This is a genomic window from Streptomyces sp. NPDC050732 (genome assembly GCF_040654255.1).
In the GTDB taxonomy this organism is placed as follows: domain Bacteria; phylum Actinomycetota; class Actinomycetes; order Streptomycetales; family Streptomycetaceae; genus Streptomyces.
Map to the genome: position 1 here is coordinate 1 of NZ_JBFAHP010000028.1, position 21963 is coordinate 21963.

The window sequence follows — 21963 nt, forward strand, 5'->3', positions numbered from 1 at the left end:
GATCTCCGCACCAGGGGGGGCCGCCCCCCCCACCCCCCGCGGGACACGCCCGGGCGGGGGGGTGCCCCCCGGCCCGGGGGGGCGGGGGCCCGGCCCCACCGCCCCCGGCCCCCTCCGCCATGCTCAGAGCCGCGTCACACCAGCCGCTCGACCGCCGCCGCGACCCGCTCGTCCGTCGCCGTCAGCGCCACGCGCACGAAGCGGCCGCCCGCCGGGCCGTAGAAGTCGCCGGGCGCCACCAGGATGCCGAGGCCCGCGAGGTGGCCGACGGTGTCCCAGCAGGACTCGTCGCGGGTGGCCCACAGATACAGGCTCGCCTCGCTGTGCTCGATGCGGAAGCCGTGCTTCACCAGGGCGTCGCGCAGGGCCGTGCGCCGGGCCGCGTACCGCTCGCGCTGCTCGCGCACGTGCTCGTCGTCGCCGAGGGCCGCCACGACGGCGGCCTGGGTCGGCGCCGAGGTCATCATGCCGCCGTGCTTGCGGATCTGCAGCAGGTCGCCGAGGACGTCCGCGTCACCGGCGACGAACGCCGCGCGGTAGCCCGCGAGGTTGGACCGCTTGGAGAGCGAGTGGACGGCGACGATGCCCTCGTACGTTCCGCCGCACACGTCCGGATGCAGGACCGAGACCGGGTCGGCCTCCCAGCCGAGCTCCAGGTAGCACTCGTCGCTGACGAGCAGCACGCCGTGCTCGCGGGCCCAGGCGACGGTGCGGGTCAGCTCTTCCTTGGACAGGACGCGACCGGTGGGGTTCGAGGGCGAGTTGAGCCAGAGGAGCTTGAGGCCGGTCGGGTCGAGCGACGTCGGCTCGTCGTAGGCGACGTACTCCGCGCGCGCCAGGCGCGCCCCCACCTCGTACGTCGGGTAGGCGAGCCGCGGGTAGGCCACCACGTCGCCCGGGCCGAGGCCCAGCTGCGTCGGGAGCCAGGCCACGAGCTCCTTGGAGCCGACGACCGGCAGGACGTTGCGGTGGGTGAGGTCCCGGGCGCCGAGCCGCCGTCCGCACCAGCCGGTGAGCGCGTCGCGCAGCTCGGCCGTGCCCCACACCGTCGGATAGCCGGGCGAGTCCGCGGCGGCGACCAGCGCTTTCTGGATCAGCTCGGGAACCGGGTCCACCGGGGTGCCGACCGACAGGTCGACGATGCCGCCGGGGTGGGCGGCCGCCGTGGCCTTGTACGGCTCTAGCTTGTCCCAGGGGAAGGTGGGAAGCCGGTCGGAGACTGCGGACACGTGTTGACTCCCGTACTGGTGCTGGTCGTTGCAAATGCCTCGGTCCCGTGCGGCGGGGATGCCGTACGGGACCGGGGCGACGCTCAGGCGGCCGTTACTGGTTCTGCGGCGGCAGGGCGGCGATGAAGGCGTGGTCACGCTCGATCAGGCCGAGCTTGCTCGCGCCACCGGGCGAACCGAGCTCGTCGAAGAACTCGACGTTCGCCTTGTAGTAGTCCTTCCACTCCTCAGGAGTGTCGTCCTCGTAGAAGATCGCCTCGACCGGGCAGACCGGTTCGCAGGCTCCACAGTCGACGCATTCGTCCGGGTGGATGTACAAGGACCGCTGGCCCTCGTAAATGCAGTCGACCGGGCACTCCTCGATGCACGCCTTGTCCTTGACGTCGACACAAGGCTGCGCGATGACGTAGGTCACGCTGTCGTTCCTCCTCGATACGGGCGTTGGCGGGCCGTCTTCAGGCTCCGCTCGCCTGGCGCGCGGGAGCGCGGCGTCGTCGATGCCCGCCCCTAGTATCTCCGTTCCCGGGCATGATCCGAACAGGAGGGGCTTGCAGAGCTGTGGAAATCACCGGCGGCGGACGGCTAGAGGTCCGCATCACCCCTGCTGACGTGGGCAAACGAGTCTCGATCCGGCGCTTGAGCGACGCTACCGCGTCGCCTGAGAAGTTCACCGACACGGTGGGTGTTCTCACATCGTGGGACGACGGTGTGGTGCTCATCACACGACGCAACGGCGAGAGCGTCCGGATTCCGGAGCGCTCCCTGGTGGCGGGCAAGGTCGTGCCGGCCGCACCCGCGCGCCGCCGGGGGCCCGCCGCCTCGTACGAGGAGCTGGCACGGGTCTCCGCCCGGGCCTGGCGGCCCGTGGAGAGCGAGCGGCTCGGGGAGTGGGAGCTGCGGTCGGCGGCGGGGTTCACGCGGCGGGCCAACTCCGTGCTGCCGCTGGGCGATCCGGGGCGGCCGCTCGACGAGGCCCTCTCGTACGTACGCGACTGGTACGCGGCCCGTGACCTGCCGCCGTACGTGCAGACCGCGACCGGCGCCGAGGGCACGCAGGAACTGCTCTGCGCCGGCTTGGAGGAGCGCGGCTGGGTGCGCGAGGTGACCGCCGAGCTGCACGTCGGCGGGCTCGCCCCGGTCGGCGACCTGGCCGCGGACGTGGACCGTGTCGTGCTCTCCCGCTCCTTCGACGAGCCGTGGCTGCGGCGGTACAAGCGGTTCGGGGTACCCGGACCGCATGTACTCAAGGTGCTGGCGGGCGGGCCCTCGGTATGGTTCGCTTCCGTGCCCGGGAGCGGTGACGCCCCGGCCGCCATCGGGCGGTGCGTGGTGGACGGACGCTGGGCGGGCTTCATGGCCGTCGAGGTGGACCCGGAGCACCGGCGCCAGGGGCTCGCCACCGCGGTGATGACCGCACTGGCCAGGCAGGCCCTGTCCGAGGGCGCTTCGGCGGCCTGGCTGCAGGTCGAGGACGACAACGACAGCGCGCGGGCGCTGTACGGCGGGATGGGTTTCGCCGCTCATCACGCCTATCACCACTACCGGTACGGCCCTGCCTGAGCGGGAGCGGCGGGGCCCGGCGGAGCACGGCACGACAGGCACGACAGAGCAGAGCACGGCACGGAGACAGCGCCCGGCGAGGGCAGACACGAGGCACGTATGCACGCGGAGTCCGGCGAATGGCGGCGGCGGTTCGCCGAAGAGGCGCGGTCGGAACGGCCCGGTCTGGCGCCGCTGTGCCTGCTGATCGGCGCCGAGGCGGATCCCTCGCTCGACGAGGCGGGGATCGACGCCGCCGAGATCGAGCTCGACCGCCTCGCGGGCCTGTTGCCGTTCCGGCCCGGCGGGCCGCGCGCGTGGGCGACGGCGATGGCCGAACTCCTCGGTGAACAGTGCGGGTTCGAGGGAACACCGGGCGATTACCAGCGTCTTGACTCCTCGCTCCTGCACCAGGTCCTGCGCCGCCGCAGGGGCCTGCCGATCCTGCTCTCCGTGGTGTGGATGGAAGTGGCGCGGCGCGCGGGCGCCCCCGTCTACGGAGTCGCGCTCCCGGGGCACTTCGTCGTCGGCTTCGGGCCGCGCGACGACCAGGTCCTCGCCGACCCCTTCGACGGCGGCAGGCTGCTCACCGGCACCGACGCGGAGCTGCTCGTGGCCGGGACCGCGGGCAGCGGCATCCAGCCGTCCATGCTGACGCCCGCGGACCCGCTGAACATCGTGCAGCGGATCCTCAACAACATCCGGGCCTGGGCCGCCGCCAGGCCCGAGCGGTCCGACGTCGCCCTTTGGGCCCTTGAGCTGTCGCTCCTGCTGCCCGCCCATCCGGCCCGGCTGCGCTACGAACGGGCCCAACTCCTCGTCCAGCGGGGCGATTTCCTGGGGGGCGCGGCGGAGCTCGACGCGTACGCGGATGTGGTGACTCCGGTGGAGCCGACCACGGCGGACCGGGTGCGCCAGCAGGCGCGGGCCGCGCGGGCGATGCTGAACTGACAGGGCCGGGCGGCGCGGCCCGCCCGGACGGACGTATCGATCTCGGACGTATCGATCGAGGCGACCGGGCACCACGGACGTATGCACCCCCGACCCCCCGGAACCACCGAGTGGCGGCGGCTGTTCGCGGCCGAGGCCGAGTCCGCCCGGCCCGATCTGGCGCTGCTGTGCCTGCTGATCGGCACCGAGGCCGACCCCTCGCTCGACGAGGCGGACATCGACGCCGCACGGCGCCTGCTCGACCGGCTCGCGGAACAGGCCGCGCCCGGCCGCCGCTCCCGCCGCGCCGACGACCCGCGCGCCTGGGCCGCTGCCCTGGCCGAGCTCCTCGGCGCGCGCTGCGGCTTCAAGGGCAGGCCCGGCGACTACCAACGCCTCGACTCCTCGCTCCTGCACCAGGTCCTGCGCCGCCGCAGGGGCCTGCCGATCCTGCTCTCCGTCGTCTGGATGGAAGTGGCGCGGCGCGCGGGCGCCCCCGTCCACGGAGTCGCGCTCCCCGGACGCTTCGTCGTCGGCTTCGGGCCGCGCGACGACCAGGTCCTCGCCGACCCCTTCGACGGCGGCCGACTGCTCACCGGCACCGACGTGGAGCTGCTCGTGGCGGCGGCCACGGGGGCCCCGCCCGAACCGTCGATGCTGAGCCCCGCGGACCCGCTGGACATCGTGGCGCGCATCCTCAACAACATCCGCGCCTGGGCGGCGCCCCGCCCCGAGCGCGCCGACGTCTCGCTCTGGGCGGTCGACCTCTGCCTGCTCCTGCCGTCACCGCCGCCCCGGCTGCACTACGAACGCGCCCAACTCCTCGTGCACAAGGGCGAGTTCCTTGCGGGTGCGCGGGAGCTGGACACCTACGCCGACCACGTCGCCGGCCTGGACCCGGCGACGGCCGACCGGGCCAGACAGCAGGCCCTGGGGGCGCGGGCGATGCTGAACTGACGAGCGGGGCCGCCGGAGCGTCAGAGCCAGCCCTTGTCCGTGGCGGTGCTGACCGCCTCGGCGCGGTTGCGGACGGCGAGCTTCTGGATGGCCGTCGAGAGGTAGTTGCGGACGGTGCCCTGGGAGAGGTGCAGGGCCTTGGCGAGCTCGGCGTTGGTGGCGCCGCCCGCGGCCGCGCGCAGCACCTCACGCTCGCGGTCCGTCAGCGGGTTCGCGCCCTCCGCGAGCGCGGCCGCCGCCAGCGTGGGGTCGATGACCCGTTCCCCCGCGAGCACCTTGCGCACCGCCGCGGCGAGCTGGGCCGCGGGGGCGTCCTTGACGAGGAACGCGTCGGCGCCCGCCTCCATGGCGCCGCGCAGATAGCCGGGGCGCCCGAAGGTGGTGAGCACGACGATCTTCAGGGCGGGCAGCGCGGCGTGCAGCTCGGCCGCCGCCTCGATGCCGGTCATGCCGGGCATCTCGATGTCGAGCAGCGCCACGTCCACGGCGTGTGCGCGGGCCGCGGCGACCACCTCGTCGCCGCGGGCCACCTGGGCGACGACCTCGATGTCCGGCTCCAGCCCGAGCAGCGCCGCGAGGGCCTCACGGACCATCGACTGGTCCTCGGCGAGGAGGACCCGCACGGAGTCGGCGGGGTGGTGGCCGGGGTCGCGGGACGTCTCTTCCATGGGCCTCAGGTTACGGCCGGTGATCACTGGGCCCACCATGCGGCGCCGATGCCACCGGCGGTGGTGACGAGCGAGACAAGCCACACGGGCACGCGCTGGATGGTCACGTGCAGGCCACCGCAGCGGAGTTCGAACTGCGGCGCGGAGTCGGGTGGTGCGGATGCCATGGCGCTCTCCCTGTTCGTCGGGCTCAAGCAACATGCTCCGAACATTCCCTCAGAGCGCTACGGATCATAATTTTCCGTGTGCGCGCATGGCTCGACGCACAGCAGCACAAGGGGGCGCATGGCTCATCCGGGTGTCGTGGGGGCCGCCGCAAGGGGCACCCGGACCGTCAAGCGAAAGCCGTGGTGGGGGCCCGGGTCCGTCTCCAGGATGCCGCCGACCGCCTCCACGCGTTCGCCGAGGCCCGTCAGGCCGTTGCCCGCGGCGGTGCCGGAGCCGCCCACTCCGTCGTCTTGCACGGAGAGTTCGAGGAGCGGCCCGTCGAGCGTCTTCCGTGCCGTGAACGCCACCGTGCACCGGCGGGCCCCGCTGTGCCGCACGACGTTGGTCACGGCCTCCCGCAGCGCCCACGCCAGCGCCGCCTCCGCCTCCTCCCCCGGCAGTTCGGCGGGCGGCTCCAGCGGCACGTCGGCCTCGATGCCCGCCGCGGCCAGCGCGGTGCGGGCGCCGGCCAGCTCACCGGCCAGGGTGCGCCTGCGGTAGCCGGAGACGGCCTCGCGCACGTCCACCAGGGCCTGGCGGCTGACCTGCTCGATGTCGGCGACCTGCCGGGCCGCCTGACCGGGGTGGTCGGGCAGCATCCGGCCGGCGAGCTCGCTCTTGAGCGTGATGAGGGAGAGCGAGTGGCCGAGCAGGTCGTGCAGGTCCCTGGCGAGGCGCAGTCGCTCCTCGTTCGCGGCCAGTTGGGCGACGGTGGCGCGGGCCTGCCGCAGCTGGATCGTCGTACGGACCAGCTGGCGCACGCCTGCCATCGCGAACCCCACGAGGACGCTGAGCACGGCCAGGTTGCCGAGCAGGTCCCGCAGGCCGTCCGTGCGCAGGCCCACCACGACCATCACGGCGGTGACCGCGGGGATGGTCCAGGTCGCGTACCGCATCGGCAGGACGGCGCCGGCGGACACGGAGACGTACACGAAGAGCCCGAGCCAGTCGGTGCCGAAGCCGAGCGCGAGGACCACGGCGAGCGTCAACTGCGCGGCGAACGACACGTACACCGCGCGCCGGTCGAGCATCCGGGTCGTGTAACGGAAGACGAGTGTGAGGTAGCAGGCCACGAAGGCCGCGAGGCCCAGCGCGCCGAGGGCGGTGGCTGCGGCGCTCCGCCCGGTCATCACGAGGTCGCGGACGGGGCTCGCCAGGAAGACCAGCCAGATGCCGATCCAGACGGCCTTCGTGAGGACCTGGCGGCGGCCGAGGACGGGCCGCCCGAACGTCTGCAGCGGGTGGCCGTCGTCGAACGGGCCGGTCTCGCGGGCGCGCTCGGCGCCCCGGGTCGTGCTCACGCCTTCAGGGTGTCCTTCCGGTACAGCCATGCCGCGCCGCCCGCGAAGAGAAGGAAGTAGGCGACCAGGAGCGTGATGTCCTTCGCGTGCGGTGCGTCGCCCAGTTCGATGGCCTGCCCGAGGGCAGCGTACGCGTGGGTGGGCAGCCAGGACGCCGCCTCCTGGAGCCAGTGCGGGAACGTCGTCACCGGCATCCAGAGGCCGCCGAGCAGGGAGAGCCCGAAGTAGACGATCATCGTGATCGGGCGCACGGCGTCACCGGACGCGAGGTAGCCGATGGCCACGCCGAGGGCGGCGAAGCAGAGGCTGCCCGCCCAGATCGCGCCGGTCAGCGCCAGCCACTGCCAGGCGTCGAAGCGGACGCCCTTGAAGATCGCGGCGACCGCGAACACCACGACGATGGACGGCAGGCTGACCACGGCCGCGCTCGCGGTCTTCGCCAGGACGTACCCCCGCCCGGGGAGCGCCGTCAGGCGCAACTGCCGCACCCAGCCGCTCTCACGCTCCTTGGCGATGCGCTCGCTGTTGCCCATGAGTACGGCGGTGAGGGCGCCGAAGGACGCCATCGAGACCATCATGAACGCGGGGACGGACAGGCCCGTGTCGGGAACCTGGTCGGAGTCCTGCGTGCCCGCGATGATCAGGAAGAGCATCGACGGATAGACGACGGAGAAGAAGAGGAACTTGCGGTTGCGCAGGGCGCGGGTGATTTCGAGCTTGATGAGGCTGTTCATGCCGTGGGTGCCTGTCACGCGGTCCTGGCCTCCTCGGCCTCGGTGATCGCCACGAAGGCCTGCTCCAGGCCGAGCCCGGCGACTTCGAGGTTGCGGGGGTGGACGCCGAGCCCGTACAGCGCGTGCACGGTGGCGTCGGCGTCCGTCGACTGGAGGCGGACCGTGTGGCCCGCGACGTCGAGGGTGGTCAGGAAGGGCAGCGCGCGGAGGTGTTCCGTGAGCTCCGCGTCGATGCGCTCCAGGTCGAACGCGACCTTGCGGGCGCCCGCCTTCGCCTTGATCTCGGCCGCGGTGCCGTCCGCGAGGAGCCGGCCGCGGTGCAGGACCAGGACGCGGTCGGCGATCGCGTCGGCCTCCTCCAGATAGTGCGTGGCGAAGAGGACCGCGCGGCCCCGGTCCGCCTGCTCGCGCATGGTCGCCCAGAACGCCTGGCGCGCGGTGACGTCCATGCCGGTGGTCGGCTCGTCCAGGACGATCAGGTCGTTGGCGCCTGCCGTGGCGAGCGCGAAGCGGACGCGCTGCTCCTGGCCTCCGGAGAGCTTGTCGGCCTTGCGGTCCGCGAGCTGGGTGATGCCCGCGTGGGCGAGCACGTCGTTGACGCGGTGGGGCCTCGGGTGCAGCTCGCAGGCGAGCGTCACCAGCTCGCGCACGGTGACCTCGCCCATCAGCCCGCCGCTCTGCAGCATGGCGCCGACCCGGCCCGCGGTGATGGCCTCGCGCGGCTCGGTCCCGTAGACCCGCACGCTTCCGCTGTCCGGCCTGCGCAGGCCGAGCAGCAGGTCGAGGGTGGAGGACTTGCCCGCGCCGTTCGGTCCGAGGAGCGCCACCGTCTCGCCCGGGTGGAGGTCGAGGGTCAGGCCGTCGACGGCGCGGACGTCGCCGTAGCTCTTGGTCACCTGCTCGAAGCTCACCGCGCTGGTGGCGGGCGGTGCTGTGGTCGTCGTCATGCGCACCATCGTCACAAAACCGCAGGTCACGGCGGCAGTGTCGATGGTACGGACTCCGGCATGACAGATGTCATGCCGGAGTCCGTGAGCCGGGAGGGATCAGCTCGCGTTCGTCTCGATGACGCCGATCCGCTCGGCGGGGGTCTTGCCGACCAGCGCCTTGCCCATCGCCGCGGCCACGTCGGTCGGCTGGACCGGCGTCTTCGAGCCGTCGCCGCGCTGGATCAGGACGCCGTCGAACACGTTGCCGTACAGCTTCTTGAGCTCTTCGAGGTTGTAGTGCACCTGGAGGGTGCCGTCCTTGAGGGCCTTCGTCTGCAGGATCTTCGGCAGCGACCTCTCCGGGCCGAAGGGGATCGACTTGGCGCCCGCCTTGATCGTGACGTTGGCGGACATGGCCGGCTTGGCGAACCGGGTCATGAACTTGTCGACCTCGGCCTTGGAGACGGTCGGCCTACGGGTGGAGACCGGCACCTGGACCGCGCCCGCGCTGCCCGTCTCGACCTGCTTCTTGTACGCCTCGGCGACCGAAGCGGTCGACGCCTGCGGGTCGATGCCCTTGCCGACCTTGCCGTAGACCGGGACGGCCTTGCCCGGCACGAACTTGACCGTGCCGTCCTGCGCCGTGCCCGAGCCGCCCGCCGCGCGCTCCAGGGCCGCCGCGAGCTTCTCCTCGTCGACGGGCATGACGGGCTCGACGACGCGCTGCCCGCCGAAGAGCGAGCCGATCACCGAGACGGGGTTGTAGTCGCTGCCCGCGGCCTCGCGGACGGTGGCCTGGCTGTCCAGGGTGAGGCCCGCCTGGTCCGGCTTGAGCGTGACCGCGTCACCGTCCACCGAGAGCTTCAGCGGCTTGGTGACGCGCGCGTCGAGGGCCGCGTCGAGCTTCTTCACGGCCTCGTCGCGGGTGCCGCCACCGATGTCGACGCCGAGCACGGTGGTGCCCTTCGGGACGTCGGCGTGGTTCATCAACAGGCCCGCGCCGTACGCCCCGCAGCCCGCGACCACGACGGCGACCGCGAGGAGGACCAGCTTGTTGCGGCCCTTCTTCTTTTTCGGCGCGGGAGCGGCGGGCGGAACGTCCGAGCGCACCGGGTCGGGCAGCTTCGGCGGGGTGTGCGGAACCGGTCCTTCACCCTGCGGGCCCGGCGCGAACGGGGAGTTGTCCTGCGTGGGCGGTACGACGGGGATGCCGCTGGTGAGGGTCTCACCGGAGACGTTGGCGCCGGGCGGCGGCGGGACCGGGCCGGGCTTCTGCGGCGTGAGGATCGCGGTGTCGTCGCTCATGGCGCCGGAACGGGGCGGCCGCGCACCGGAGTCGGCGGGGCCGCCGGGTGCGCCCGGAGCAGCGTGCCGGCCCGGCGCCGCCAGCGGGCTGTCGCCCGTGACGGGGCCGCCGGTCGGTCCCGCGGGCCGGGAGTCCCCTGCGCCGCCCGTACCGCCGGAGAAGTACGGCAGGTCGCCGCGGTGCGGGTCGCCCTGCGGACCGCCCGAACCGAGCGGGCCCGACGCCACGGCGCCGGACACGTCGAACTGCCCCGTACCGGAACCATTCGCCCCGGATCCGTTCGCACCGGACCCATTCGCACCGGACCCGTTCACACCGGAGCCGTTGGTCCCGGAACCATGGGACCCGGGAGCACCCGAACCGCTCGGTCCGTTTCCGCCGTCGGCCCGCGCGGGCTTGCGCGGCGCGAACCAGTCGCTCGTCTTCTCGTCGGCCGAGGACGAGGGCGCCTGACCTCCCTCGGCCGAGGAGGCCGGGGAAGCCGCCGAGGCCGAGGCTCCGGCCCCCGTCGCCCCGCCCGTGCCTCCCGCACCGGGAGCACCAGGAGCACCGGGAGCACCCGGCGCTGCGCCGTCCCCGCGGCCGTCGTCGTCCGAGGACGAGGACGAGGAGTCCCCGTGCGAGCCCTCGTCACCGACCGGCGTACGCATGACGACCGGCGGGATGGGCCGCGAACCCGGGATGTTGATCCGGATGCGGGTGGTCAGCGTGGTCTGGGTCTCTGGCTCGTCGGGCCGCTCGCCGGCGGCCTGCCGCCGCGCGCCGTCCGCGCCGCCGTCGGCGGCAGCGCCCTGTGCCGGGGAGCCGTACGGCGGCGTCCCCGAGGGGTATGCGGCTCCACCGCGCCCCTGGGGCCCGGAGGACGAACTGTCAGTTTCACGACTCAAGGCAGGTTCTCCTGGTTGACTCCGCCGCCCGGCTCGACCTCGTCCGGGGTCCCCCCGGCCGGAGGTTGGGGAGGCTCGGCGGCCGCACCACCATACTGGCCGCCGTCGGCACTCATTCCGTGACCGGCGTCAAACCCCTGCGGGACACGGTCCGAAGTGGTACGTCACTTGCCAAGTCGGGCGGCGGACGCGCTCGGTTGCGAGCCCTGCCCGAGCGTGGCGCACATCACAGCGACGGCCATTCCGCCGAGCAGGAAGCCGTACGAGCCGAGATCCGCGCCGAAGAGGAAGTCGCCCTCGGGTCTGGTGGCGGTGAGCAGCATCACCACGACGAGCCAGCCCGCGGCGGGCGCGACGGCCCCCGCCTTGGTGCCGACCGCCCGTGCCCCGCCGTAGAAGGCACCGGCGGCGCCGACGAGCGCGAGCAGCAACCCGGCGGGGAAGAAGCCGCCTTGGACGAGTGCTCCGGCGGCGCCGACGAGGGCGCCGAACACGAAGAGCCCGGCGTAGGCGGCGAGGCGCCCCGGTCTGAGGGGCTGGGCGAGGAAGCCGCCGCCGGCGACGGCGGCACCCGCACCGGCCCCGCCGGGGGCCTTGGACCCACCGGAAGCCGCCTTGGACCCGGTCCCCGACGACGCCGCACGAGATCGCGTACTCACAGCGCGGTCACCTCCGCCACATCCGTCATCTTTTCGAGACCGGCGAAAAGATCGGTCTCACGGGCCGGTCCTGACGACGCTTCTCCCCGCACCAGCTCGTAGTACTCCACATCGAAGACGGGCTGCGCGAGCTGGTTGGAGAGGACGAAGAGCGGGCCGCTCACGGTGATCTGGGTGACGTGGGCCGCCATCGCCGCCGTCTTGGCGGCCTTGAAGGCCCTGCCGTCGATCTCGGTCGTGATCCGCTCGTCGTCCGTGACGCCGGGCACGTCGGCGACGGCGGCGGGCGAGCCGAACGGCGAGTGCCCCAGCGCTCCCGCCAGCCAGCGGAAGCGCTCCTCGACCACGGACCGCGGGGCGCGGTTCCAGTAGATCTTGCTGACGGTGTGGGGCGCGCCGAGGTCGGCGCGGAAGGCGGGATCGGCGGCGAGTTCGGCGGCGCGCATGGCGACGCGGTGCGCCTTGATGTGGTCGGGGTGGCCGTAGCCGCCGTCGGGGTCGTACGTCACGAGGACCTGCGGGCGCACCTCGCGGACCACCTCGACCAGGTGGGCGGCGGCCTCGTCGAGGTCCGCCGACCAGAAGGAGCCGGGGCGGTCGTTCTGCTCGGTGCCCATCATCCCGGAGTCGCGGTAGCGCCCGGGGCCGCCGAGGAAGCGGTGGTCGGTGACCCCTACTTCCTTCATGGCGGCGGCCAGTTCCCCGATGCGGTGGGCGCCCAGGGAGTCCTCGCGGTCGGCGGCGAGGTGGGCGAGCTCGGCCGGGATGACCTCGCCCTCCTCGCCGAGCGTGCACGTCACCAAGGTGACGTGGGCGCCCTCGGCCGCGTACTTGGCCATGGTCGCGCCGGTGGTGATCGACTCGTCGTCGGGGTGCGCGTGCACGAGCAGCAGGCGCCGGGCGGGCAGTTCCGTCATGGGACCACCCTACGAGCCCCGGTCAGAACTTGATGTCGCCGATCATCCCCGCCACGTTCGTCGTCAGCTCGTTGATGGTCGGTGCCATGGACGAGCTCGCCAGGTAGAAGCCGAGCAGCGTACAGACGACCGCGTGCCCCGCCTTCAGACCTGACTTCTTGACCAGCAGGAAGACGATGATCGCCAGCAGCACCACCGCCGAAATCGAGAGTGCCACGGCGGTCACCTCCAAGTCGTTGCCGTAACCCAGTGCGGACGCCAGCAGGTACATACCCACCAAGCGCTACGGATCATAACTATCCGTGCGGACGCATGACTCGGAGCACGGCAGCACAGGGGGGCGCATGAGCCATAGGCTCGGGGGATGACCACCGAGAACCCCGGAAATCCCAGGCCCGACGAGAGCCCGGCGCAGCGGCTCTCCTTTCCGCGTCAGCACGCCCGCACGCAGCGCTTCACTCTCGGCGCGCCCCGTGCGTTCACGGTGGCGCCGGACGGATCGCGCCTCGTCTTCCTGCGCTCGTCCGACGGCACGGACCGGACGAACCGGCTCTGGGTCCTGGACGTGTCGGACGGCGGCGGCGAGCGCGTGGCGGCCGATCCGGACGTGCTCCTTGGCGGCGCGGCCGAGCAGTTGTCCCCCGAGGAGCGCGCCCGGCGCGAGCGCAGCCGTGAGGGCGGCGCGGGCATCGTGGGGTACGCGACCGACGCGGCGGTGGAGCTGGCGGCGTTCGCGCTGTCGGGCCGGCTCTTCGCGGCGGAGCTACGCGCGGGCACGGCCCGTGAACTGCCCGCGCCGGGCCCGGTGATCGACCCGCGCCCCTCGCCGGACGGGCGGCACGTGGCGTACGTGGCGCGGGGCGCCCTGCGGGTGACGGGCGCCGACGGTACGGGCGACCGGGCCCTGGCGGAGCCGGAGCCGGGCCAGGAGGCGACGGTCGGCTACGGTCTCGCGGAGTTCATCGCGGCCGAGGAGATGGGCCGTTCGCGGGGCTTCTGGTGGTCGCCGGAGTCGGACCGGCTGCTCGTCGCGCGGGTCGACGACGCTCCCGTACAGCGCTGGTGGATCGCGGACCCGGCGCATCCGGAGCGGGAACCCGCGCGGGTCGCGTACCCGGCCGCGGGCACGCCCAACGCGGACGTACGGCTGTTCGTCCTGGGTCTGGACGGGTCGCGCACCGAGGTGGTCTGGGACCGCGTCCGCTTCCCCTATCTCGCGCGCGTGCACTGGTCGGCGGACGGCGCTCCGCTGCTGCTGGTGCAGTCGCGCGACCAGGGCAGCCAGCTGTATCTGGCGGTGGATCCGGACGGCGGGTCGACGCGGATGGTGCACGCCGAGGAGGATCCAGAATGGCTTGAACTTTTCCCTGGGGTGCCGTGCTGGTCGCCCAGCGGGAAGCTGGTGCGGATCGCGGACGAGGGCGGCGCGCGCGTCCTGGCGTGGGGGGAACGGCCGCTGACCGGGCCCCAGTTGCACGTCAGGGCGGTCCTGGACGTGACGGAGGAGGACATTCTGATCTCGGCGTCGGCGGGCGCGGGTGCGGCCGACCCCGAGACCGGTGAGATCCATGTGTACCGCGTCAACGAACTGGGTGTGGAGCGGGTGTCCCAGGAGCCCGGTGTGCACTCCGCGGTCCGTGGGGGCGGCCGCGGCGGCCTCACCGTCCTGGTGTCCGCCACACTCGACCGTCCCGGCGCTCGGGTCCAGGTGCTGCGCGAGGGCAAGCAGGTGGCGACCGTCGCCTCACACGCCCAGCGCCCGGGGCTCACTCCGCGCGTGACGCTCACCGAAGGGGGCACGCGGAAGATTCCGTGCGCCGTCCTGCTCCCCACTGATTACAAGGAGACGGACGGGCCCCTTCCGGTACTCCTCGATCCGTACGGCGGCCCGCACGGCCAGCGCGTCCAGCGCGCGCACAACATCTTCCTGACCTCGCAGTGGTTCGCCGATCAGGGCTTCGCGGTGCTCGTCGCGGACGGCCGCGGCACCCCGGGCCACTCCCCCGGCTGGGAGAAGTCGATCAAGTACGACAAGACGCTGACCCTTGAGGACCAGATCGACGCGCTCCACTCACTCGCCGACCGGTTCCCCTTCGACCTCGGCCGGGTGGCGATCCGCGGCTGGTCCTTCGGCGGCTACCTGGCCGGCATGGCCGCGCTGCGCCGCCCCGACGTGTTCCACGCGGCGGTGGTCGGCGCCCCGGTGACGGATCTGCGGCTCTACGACACGCACTACGAGGAGCGGTACCTGGGCGACCCGGCCCGCAGTCAGGAGACGTACCGGCACAACTCCCTGATCTGGGACGACGGACTCGTCGAAGCCGCCGAACCGCACCGCCCGATGCTGATCGTGCACGGCCTCGCCGACGACAACGTGGTGGTGGCGCACTCCCTGCGGCTCTCCTCGGCGCTGCTCGCCGCGGGCCGCCCGCACGAGGTCCTGCCGCTCTCCGGCGTCACGCACATGACGCCGCAGGAGCAGGTCGCGGAGAACATGCTGCTGCTCCAGGTCGACTTCCTGAAGCGCTCCCTGGGGATGTGACAGACCGCGGGCCCGCGGCTGCCTACGGCACGACCTGCTTCTCCTCGGCGAAGTGGCAGGCCGAGTCGTGCGCCGCGGGCCCGTCCTCGTACCGGAACTCCGCGGGCACCGCGAGCGCAGGGACCTCAAGCGCGCACCGCTCCCGCGCCTTCCAGCAGCGGGTGCGGAACCGGCAGCCCGAGGGCGGGTTCGCGGGCGAGGGCACGTCTCCGGAGAGGATGATCCGCTCCCGGTGCTCGCGCGCCTGGGGGTCGGGGACCGGCACGGCGGAGAGCAGCGCCTGGGTGTAGGGGTGCGTGGGGTGTTCGTAGATCTCCTCGTCCGAGCCGATCTCGATGATCCGCCCGAGGTACATCACGCCGACCCGGTCGGAGATGTGCCGCACGATCGACAGGTCGTGGGCGATGAAGACGTAGCTCAGGTCGAACTCGTTTTGCAGCTTGTCCAGGAGGTTGATGACCTGCGCCTGGACGGAGACGTCGAGCGCGGAGACCGGTTCGTCGGCGACGATGACCTCGGGCCGCAGCGCGAGGCCGCGGGCGATGCCGATGCGCTGGCGCTGGCCGCCGGAGAACTGGTGGGGATAGCGGTTGATGTACTCGGGGTTGAGCCCGACGACGTCGAGGAGCTCCTGGACCTTCTGCCGCCGCGAGCCCTTCGGGGCGACCTCGGGGTGGATCTCGTACGGCTCGCCGATGATGTCGCCGACGGTCATCCGCGGGTTGAGCGAGGTGTAGGGGTCCTGGAACACCATCTGGATGTTGCGGCGCACCGCCTTCAGGGCACGCCCCGACAGCTGGGTGATGTCCTCGCCCTTGTAACGGATCTGCCCCGCGGTGGGCCGCTCCAGGTTCACCAGCATCTTCGCGACCGTCGACTTGCCGCAGCCGGACTCCCCCACGATACCGAGCGTCTCGCCCCGCGCCAGGTCGAAGTCGACGCCGTCGACGGCCTTGACCGCGCCGACCTGCTTGCGGATGACGATGCCCCGGGTCAGCGGGTAGTGCTTGACGAGGCCGCGGACCTGGAGGATCGGCTCGCCGCCCGCACCGGGTCGCATGCCGCCCTCAGCGTGTCGCATCGAGCGTCTCCTTCCAGAAGTGGCAGGCGCTCCCGCGGTCGGCGGTCAGTCCTTCGTACGTGACCTTCGCGAGCGGTGGATCGTCGGTCACGCAGATGTCCTGGGCCATGGGGCAGCGGGGGTGGAAGGGGCAGCCGGGCGGGATGTTCATGAGGTTCGGCGGCAGGCCCTTGATCGCGTAGAGCTCCCGGCCCTTCTGGTCGAGGCGCGGGATGGATTCGAGCAGGCCGAGGGTGTACGGGTGGGCGGGGGCCCGGTAGATCTCGTGGACGGGGGCCCGTTCGACGATGCGGCCCGCGTACATGACGGCGATGGTGTCGGCGACGTCCGCGACGACGCCGAGGTCGTGGGTGATGAGGATCAGCCCCATGTTCATCTCGCGCTGGAGCTCCGCGAGCAGGTCCATGACCTGCGCCTGGACGGTCACGTCGAGGGCGGTGGTGGGCTCGTCGGCGATGATCAGCGAGGGTTCGAGCGCCATCGCCATGGCGATCATGATGCGCTGGCGCATGCCGCCGCTGAACTGGTGCGGGTACTGCCCGACGCGCTCCCTGGCCGCCGGGATGCGCACGCGGTCCATCAGCTCGACGGCCTTGGCCTTCGCGTCCTTCCTCGACATGCCCTTGTGCACGACGTACATCTCGCCGAGCTGTTCGCCGACGCTCAGCACCGGGTTCAGGGAGGACAGCGCGTCCTGGAAGATCATCGCCATGCCGGCGCCGCGGACCTTGCGCCGCTCGCCCTCCTTCAGCTTGAGGAGGTCCCGGCCCCGGAAGAGGATCTCCCCCTTGGTGATCCTGCCGGGCGGGGTGTCGAGGATGCCCATGACGGCCTGGGCGGTCACGGACTTGCCGGAGCCGGACTCGCCGAGGACGGCGAGGGTCTCGCCCGCGGCGACGCTGTAGTCGACGCCGTTGACGGCCTTGGCGACCCCGTCCCTGGTACGGAACTCCACGTGCAGGTCGCGGACTTCGAGCAGCTTGGCGGAGTGGGGTCCCTCGGGTGCGGGTGCCTCGGATGCCACGGTTGCCATGGGCGCCTACCTCAGCTTCGGGTCGAGGGCGTCGCGCACCGCGTCGCCGAGCATGATGAACGCGAGCACGGTGATCGCGAGGGCCCCGGCCGGCCAGAGCAGCATGTGCGGGGCGTTGCGGATGTACTGGGAGGCGGCCGAGATGTCGATGCCCCAGCTGACGGTCGGCGGCTTCAGGCCGACGCCGAGGTAGGAGAGGGTGGCCTCCAGGGCGATGTACGTGCCGAGCGCGATGGTCGCGACGACGATGACCGGGGCGACGGCGTTCGGGGTGATGTGGCGGAGCAGCATCCGGGAGTTGGAGGCGCCGAGGGCCCGCGCTGCCTGGACGTAGTCGTTCTGCTTGGCGGTGATGACCGAGCCGCGCGCGATGCGGGAGATCTGCGGCCAGCCGAGCAGCACCATGAAGCCGACGACGGGCCAGACGGTGGAGCTGGTGACCACCGACAGGAGCACCAGGCCGCCGAGGACGACGGGGATGGCGAAGAAGATGTCGGTGATGCGGGAGAGGACGGCGTCCCACGCGCCGCCGAAGAACCCGGCGAGCCCGCCGAGCACGCTGCCGATGACCGCGACGCCGAGGGTGGCGCAGACGCCGACGGTGACCGAGACCCGGGTGCCGTACACGACGCGCGTGTAGACGTCGCAGCCCTGCTCGTTGAAGCCGAAGGGGTGGCCGGGTGCCGAGCCCTTCTGGGCGTTGGCGAGGTCGCAGTCGAGCGGGTTGCGGGAGGCGATCAGCGAGGGCCAGAGGGAGATGACGACGAGGAAGAGGATGATCAGCCCCGAGACGATGAAGATGGGGTTGCGCCGCAGGTCCCGCCAGGCGTCGGACCACAGGCTGCGGGCCGGGGCGGTGGGCCCGCTGCCGTCGGGTCCACCGCCGTCGGGGCCGACCGGCGCCTTCTCCAGTGACGTCGCCTCGCTCGCGGCGAGGTCCATCGCGCCGCCCATGCCGGTGGCGGCCATGGCGCGCTCCGGCTCCTGCGGTTCAGGCATAGCGGATCCTCGGGTCGAGTACGGCGTACAGGAGGTCGACGATGAGGTTGGCCACCAGGAAGACCAGCACCAGCACGGTCACAAAACCGACGACGGTCTGCGTGCTCTGGCGCAGAATCCCTTGGTAGAGCTGGAAGCCGACGCCGTGGATGTTGAAGATCCGCTCGGTGACGATGGCGCCGCCCATCAGGGCGCCCACGTCGGTGCCGATGAAGGTGACGACGGGGATCAGTGAGTTGCGCAGCAGGTGGCGGGTGATGACGCGGCGCCGCGGGAGCCCTTTCGCGACGGCGGTGCGGACGTAGTCGGCGCGCCGGTTCTCCGCGATGGAGGTGCGGGTCAGGCGGGTGACGTACGCCAGGGAGACGGAGGCGAGCACGAGTCCCGGGATCAGCAGTTCGTTGAAGGGCGCCTCGCTCGACACGGAGGGTTTGACGACGCCCCACTGGACGCCGAGCAGGAGCTGCAGGACGAGCCCGGTGACGAAGGTGGGGATGGAGATCACGACGAGCGTGAGCAGCAGGACCACGGTGTCGATGGGGCGCCCGCGCCGCAGGCCCGTCAGGACGCCCAGCGAGATGCCGATGACGATCTCGAAGACGATGGCGACGAGGGTCAGGCGCAGGGTGACGGGGAAGGCGGCCGACATCAGCTCGGTGACCTTCTGGCCGTTGAACGCGGTGCCGAAGTCGCCGGTGAAGACGTTGCCCATGTACGTCAGGTACTGCTGCCACACCGGCTTATCGAGGCCGAACTCCTTCTTCAGGCGGAGGGCCGTCGCGGGGTCGCACCTGCGGTCCCCGCACAGCCCCGCGACGGGGTCGCCCATCACGTTCACCATCAGGAAGATGAGCAGCGTGGCGCCGATGAAGACGGGGATCATCTGCAGCAGACGCCGGATCACATAACGTCCCATGGCGGGGCTCCCGGCGTCTCAGTCGACCTTGATCTCGTTGTAGACGGGCACGCTGAACTGGTTCAGGGAGACGTCGGAGACCTTGTCCGAGTAGCCGGCGCTGCCGTTCTGGTACCAGAGCGGGATGGCGGGCATGTCGCGGGCGAGGATCTTCTCGGCGTCCTGGAACTTGCCGATGGCCTTGCTCGTGTCCGTCTCGCCGTTGGCCTCGTTGACGAGCTTGTCGAACTCCTCGTCGGAGAACTTGCCGTCGTTGGACGGGGCGTCCGTGAAGTAGACCGGCTCCAGGAAGTTCTGGATCAGCGGATAGTCCATCTGCCAGCCCGCGCGCCAGGCACCGTCGAGCTCCTGCTTGGATGCCTTGCTGCGGAAGTCGGCGAAGGTGCCGACGGGGCTGGCGACGCAGGCCTTGTCGTTGTCGAGGGCCCTGTTGATGGAGTTGCAGACGGCGTCGACCCACTCCTTGTGGGAGCCGGTGTCCGCGTTGTACGTGACCTTGAGGGTGCCGCCGGGGATGCCGCCGCCCTCCTCGACCAGCTTCTTGGCCTTCGCCGCGTCGTACGTACAGGCGTCGCCGCACAGCCCCTTCTTGAAGCCGCCCTTCTCACCGAGGACCGGCGAGGTCCAGTCGGAGGCGGGCGTCCGCGTCTTCTGGAAGATCGTGTCGGTGATCTGCTCGCGGTTGATGGCCATGGAGAGCCCCCGGCGGACCTTCTCCGCACCCTCCTTCTTCCACTTGCTGTCGTACATGGGGAAGGCGAGGGTCTGGATGATGCCGGCGGGGGTGTTGATGTAGCGGTCGCCGAGGTCGTTCTTGGCGTTTCTGAGCTGCGAGGCGGGGACGTCGTCGACGAGGTCGAGGTTGCCGGCCATCAGGTCGGTGTAGGCGATGCTGTTGTCGGTGTAGACCTTCATGTCCACCCCGCCGTTGCGCGCCTTGTCCTCGCCGGGGTAGCCGTCCCACTTGCGCAGGGACATCTGCGAGCCCTTGGTGTACGAGTCCACGGTGTAGGGGCCATTGCCGACGGGCTTGGAGAGCCAGCCCTGATGGTCGTCGTAGAACGCCTTGGGCAGCGGCGCGAAGGCCGGGTAGCCGAGGGTGTCGGGCCAGGTGGAAAACTTCTGGCTGAGCTTGACGGTGAAGGTCCGCTCGTCGACGACCTTCAGTCCGGAGAGGGTCTCGGCGCTCGGGTCGCCCTTCTCGGGGTGGACCTTGTCGTACCCCTCGATGTAGCCGAAGAAGTAGGCGTTCTTCTGGTTGTTCTTGAGGTGGGCGCCGTAGTTCCAGGCGTCCACGAAGGACTTGGCGGTGACCTTCTCGCCGTTGCTGAACTTCCAGTTGTCCTTGATCTTGACCGTGAAGTTCCGCGCGTCCTTGGTTTCGATCGACTCGGCGACCATGTCCTTGGCCTCGCCGGTCTTCGGGTCGTACCGCTTGAGACCCCGGAAGATCATGTCGAGGATCTTGCCGCCCTGGACCTCGTTGGTGTTCGCCGGTTCGAGCGGGTTCTGCGGGTCTCCCCAGGAGGAGCTCACGATGCCGGAGCCGTCGCCGCCGCCACCGCCGCCGCTTCCCCCGCCACCGCAGGCCGTCGCCGCGAGGGCGACCGCCACCGCGCATGTGGCCCACTTGGCGTGCGTGGCTCCACGCATGGAGTCCTCCTGTTCCGGCTGTAAGTTCCGATCGAGCGATCTCACGTACCGCCAAATATCGCCGCAAGCCGTACGAACCGCACATTTACCCCGCCCGTACGAGTGCGAGCCCATGCGGATGTACGCATTCCGAGACGCGACCGCCCGCATATCGGACTCATATCGGACTCATTGCCCTGCTCGTCCCGGAGTGCCCACTCTTGTCCATCACGCATGATTACGCCCGAGTAATGGCATGCCCATGTTCAAGCAAACTCTTGATCAAGGAACCCAAGAGCGGCCCAAAGCGCCTGACGATTCATTGACCGCGTGGGAAACGCCTTGCGAAAGTCGCGCCTAGCCCGTGGGTGCTGGTTGTCCTGCGGATTCCTGATGACCCCTCCGGGCCTGGAGCGCCATGACCTCGCCAACTCCCGCCACTGCCGCCACGCTTGAAGTGACGGACAAGGCATCCGGCACGCCTTCTTCGCCCAAGGACCTGGGCAGCAAGGGCCGTTCGCCGGGCCGGCTCGCCTGGACCCGGTTCAAGCGGGACAAGTCCGGCGTCGTCGCCGCGTGTGTCGTGCTGTTCTTCTTTGTCGTCGCGCTGTGTGCGCCGTTGATCGCGAAGGTGTACGGCAAGGACCCGTACACGACGTACGGGGTCAACGACCCGAGCCTGTTCAACGAGTTCAGCTATCCGATCAAGCCGAACGGCGGCATCGACAGCGAGTTCTGGTTCGGCATCGAGCCCCAGCTGGGCCGGGACGTCCTGACCTTCCTGCTGTACGGCATGCGCAACTCGCTGCTGATCGCCGCCGCGACCACGATCCTCGTGACGCTCATCGGCATCGCCGTCGGCATCACGGCCGGCTACCTCGGCGGCAAGACCGACTACTTCATCGGCCGGGTCATCGACATCCTGCTCGCCTTCCCCTCGACGCTCTTCTTCATCGCCTTCTGGCCCGTGATGATCTCGGTGGTCGTCGCCCCCGAGGACAAGACACCGACCTGGCTGACGGTCACCAGCCTCATCGCGGTGATGACGGCCTTCGGCTGGGCGTCCATCGCCCGGCTGCTGCGCGGCGAGGTACTGGCCCTGCGCGAGCGGGAGTTCGTGGAGGCGGCGAAGGTGACCGGTGCCTCACCGGCCCGGATCATCTTCAAGGAACTGCTGCCCAACCTGTGGACGCCGATCCTCATCCAGGCCACGCTCGCCCTCCCCATGTTCGTCACCGCCGAGGCCGGACTCGCCTTCCTGGGCGTGGGACTTCAGGAGCCCACCCCCGACTGGGGCGTGATGATCCAGCGCGCCTCCGAGGTGTACGAGCAGGACATCACGTACATGGCCTTCCCCGGCATCGCGATGGTGATCTTCGTCGTCGCCTTCAACCTCCTCGGCGACTCGGTGCGCGACGCGCTGGACCCGAAGACCAAACGCTGACACTCCCCCGGCCGGACACCCGCGACGGGGCAGTGCCCGGCCGTTCTCCCGCT

At 71.2% G+C, this 21963-nt stretch carries 21 protein-coding genes; 5 read left to right on the top strand and 16 right to left on the bottom strand.

Going from position 1 to position 21963, the window contains the following annotated elements:
• Positions 1–134 precede the first annotated feature (134 nt).
• Complete coding sequence (locus AB0H82_RS24340; protein WP_362996054.1) at positions 135–1229, bottom strand: bifunctional succinyldiaminopimelate transaminase/glutamate-prephenate aminotransferase; 1095 nt, start codon at positions 1227–1229, stop codon at positions 135–137.
• A gap of 94 nt (positions 1230–1323) precedes the next feature.
• The gene (fdxA, locus tag AB0H82_RS24345; RefSeq protein ID WP_362917932.1) at positions 1324–1644 is read right to left on the bottom strand and encodes a ferredoxin; all 321 of its coding nucleotides are present in this window, start codon (positions 1642–1644) and stop codon (positions 1324–1326) included.
• A 143-nt stretch (positions 1645–1787) separates the two neighbouring features.
• On the opposite strand from fdxA, the gene AB0H82_RS24350 reads away from it, so the two are divergent.
• From AB0H82_RS24350 to AB0H82_RS24360, 3 genes are all read left to right on the top strand, one after another.
• A complete protein-coding gene (locus AB0H82_RS24350; protein WP_362996056.1) occupies positions 1788–2789 on the top strand; it encodes a GNAT family N-acetyltransferase in 1002 nt (333 codons plus the stop codon).
• 99 nt (positions 2790–2888) lie between these two features.
• Entirely contained in the window at positions 2889–3719 is an 831-nt protein-coding gene (locus AB0H82_RS24355; protein ID WP_362996058.1) for a transglutaminase-like domain-containing protein, read from the top strand.
• An 81-nt stretch (positions 3720–3800) separates the two neighbouring features.
• Positions 3801–4655 (top strand): transglutaminase-like domain-containing protein, encoded by an 855-nt coding sequence (locus AB0H82_RS24360; RefSeq protein ID WP_362996060.1) that lies wholly within the window; start codon positions 3801–3803, stop codon positions 4653–4655.
• 20 nt (positions 4656–4675) lie between these two features.
• Here AB0H82_RS24360 and AB0H82_RS24365 read toward each other — a convergent pair whose 3' ends face one another.
• The 9 genes from AB0H82_RS24365 to AB0H82_RS24405 all read right to left on the bottom strand — a co-directional run bounded on the left by AB0H82_RS24365 (position 4676) and on the right by AB0H82_RS24405 (position 12480).
• Entirely contained in the window at positions 4676–5323 is a 648-nt protein-coding gene (locus AB0H82_RS24365) for a response regulator transcription factor (RefSeq protein ID WP_362996062.1), read from the bottom strand.
• 23 nt (positions 5324–5346) lie between these two features.
• Positions 5347–5490, bottom strand: a complete 144-nt coding sequence (locus AB0H82_RS24370) for a hypothetical protein (protein WP_362996064.1) — start codon at positions 5488–5490, stop codon at positions 5347–5349.
• 123 nt (positions 5491–5613) lie between these two features.
• The gene (locus tag AB0H82_RS24375) at positions 5614–6768 is read right to left on the bottom strand and encodes a sensor histidine kinase (RefSeq protein WP_362996225.1); all 1155 of its coding nucleotides are present in this window, start codon (positions 6766–6768) and stop codon (positions 5614–5616) included.
• A gap of 59 nt (positions 6769–6827) precedes the next feature.
• Positions 6828–7565, bottom strand: coding sequence for an ABC transporter permease (locus AB0H82_RS24380; protein WP_362996227.1), 738 nt, complete (start codon positions 7563–7565; stop codon positions 6828–6830).
• 14 nt (positions 7566–7579) lie between these two features.
• Positions 7580–8512, bottom strand: a complete 933-nt coding sequence (locus tag AB0H82_RS24385; RefSeq protein WP_362996065.1) for an ABC transporter ATP-binding protein — start codon at positions 8510–8512, stop codon at positions 7580–7582.
• Positions 8513–8611: 99 nt separating this feature from the next.
• Positions 8612–10687, bottom strand: a complete 2076-nt coding sequence (locus AB0H82_RS24390; protein WP_362996067.1) for a hypothetical protein — start codon at positions 10685–10687, stop codon at positions 8612–8614.
• Between the two features lie 164 nt (positions 10688–10851).
• The gene (locus AB0H82_RS24395; RefSeq protein ID WP_362996069.1) at positions 10852–11346 is read right to left on the bottom strand and encodes a DUF6113 family protein; all 495 of its coding nucleotides are present in this window, start codon (positions 11344–11346) and stop codon (positions 10852–10854) included.
• The gene (gene mshB / locus AB0H82_RS24400; protein ID WP_362996071.1) at positions 11343–12263 is read right to left on the bottom strand and encodes an N-acetyl-1-D-myo-inositol-2-amino-2-deoxy-alpha-D-glucopyranoside deacetylase; all 921 of its coding nucleotides are present in this window, start codon (positions 12261–12263) and stop codon (positions 11343–11345) included. Before mshB ends, AB0H82_RS24395 begins: the two co-directional genes overlap by 4 nt.
• A 22-nt stretch (positions 12264–12285) precedes the next feature.
• Positions 12286–12480 carry a hypothetical protein gene (locus AB0H82_RS24405; protein ID WP_362996229.1) on the bottom strand — a complete coding sequence of 65 codons (195 nt, stop codon included), beginning with the start codon at positions 12478–12480 and terminating at the stop codon, positions 12286–12288.
• Positions 12481–12627: 147 nt separating this feature from the next.
• Here AB0H82_RS24405 and AB0H82_RS24410 point away from each other — a divergent pair, with 147 nt between their 5' ends.
• Positions 12628–14805: a prolyl oligopeptidase family serine peptidase gene (locus AB0H82_RS24410; RefSeq protein WP_362996073.1), complete on the top strand. Its 2178-nt coding sequence runs from the start codon at positions 12628–12630 to the stop codon at positions 14803–14805.
• Positions 14806–14827: 22 nt separating this feature from the next.
• On the opposite strand, the gene AB0H82_RS24415 is transcribed toward AB0H82_RS24410, so the two are convergent.
• The 5 genes from AB0H82_RS24415 to AB0H82_RS24435 are packed head-to-tail and all read right to left on the bottom strand — an operon-like array spanning position 14828 to position 20487.
• Positions 14828–15886 (bottom strand): dipeptide ABC transporter ATP-binding protein, encoded by a 1059-nt coding sequence (locus AB0H82_RS24415; protein ID WP_362996075.1) that lies wholly within the window; start codon positions 15884–15886, stop codon positions 14828–14830.
• A complete protein-coding gene (locus tag AB0H82_RS24420) occupies positions 15873–16919 on the bottom strand; it encodes an ABC transporter ATP-binding protein (protein ID WP_362996077.1) in 1047 nt (348 codons plus the stop codon). Before AB0H82_RS24420 ends, AB0H82_RS24415 begins: the two co-directional genes overlap by 14 nt.
• Positions 16920–16925: 6 nt before the next feature.
• Positions 16926–17918 (bottom strand): ABC transporter permease, encoded by a 993-nt coding sequence (locus AB0H82_RS24425; protein ID WP_362996079.1) that lies wholly within the window; start codon positions 17916–17918, stop codon positions 16926–16928.
• Complete coding sequence (locus AB0H82_RS24430) at positions 17911–18834, bottom strand: ABC transporter permease (protein WP_362996081.1); 924 nt, start codon at positions 18832–18834, stop codon at positions 17911–17913. The genes AB0H82_RS24425 and AB0H82_RS24430 overlap by 8 nt, the downstream gene beginning before the upstream one ends.
• 18 nt (positions 18835–18852) lie before the next feature.
• A complete protein-coding gene (locus AB0H82_RS24435) occupies positions 18853–20487 on the bottom strand; it encodes an ABC transporter substrate-binding protein (RefSeq protein WP_362996083.1) in 1635 nt (544 codons plus the stop codon).
• 397 nt (positions 20488–20884) lie between these two features.
• Between AB0H82_RS24435 and AB0H82_RS24440 the strand changes: the two genes are divergently transcribed.
• Complete coding sequence (locus AB0H82_RS24440) at positions 20885–21910, top strand: ABC transporter permease (RefSeq protein ID WP_362996085.1); 1026 nt, start codon at positions 20885–20887, stop codon at positions 21908–21910.
• Positions 21911–21963: the final 53 nt, after the last annotated feature.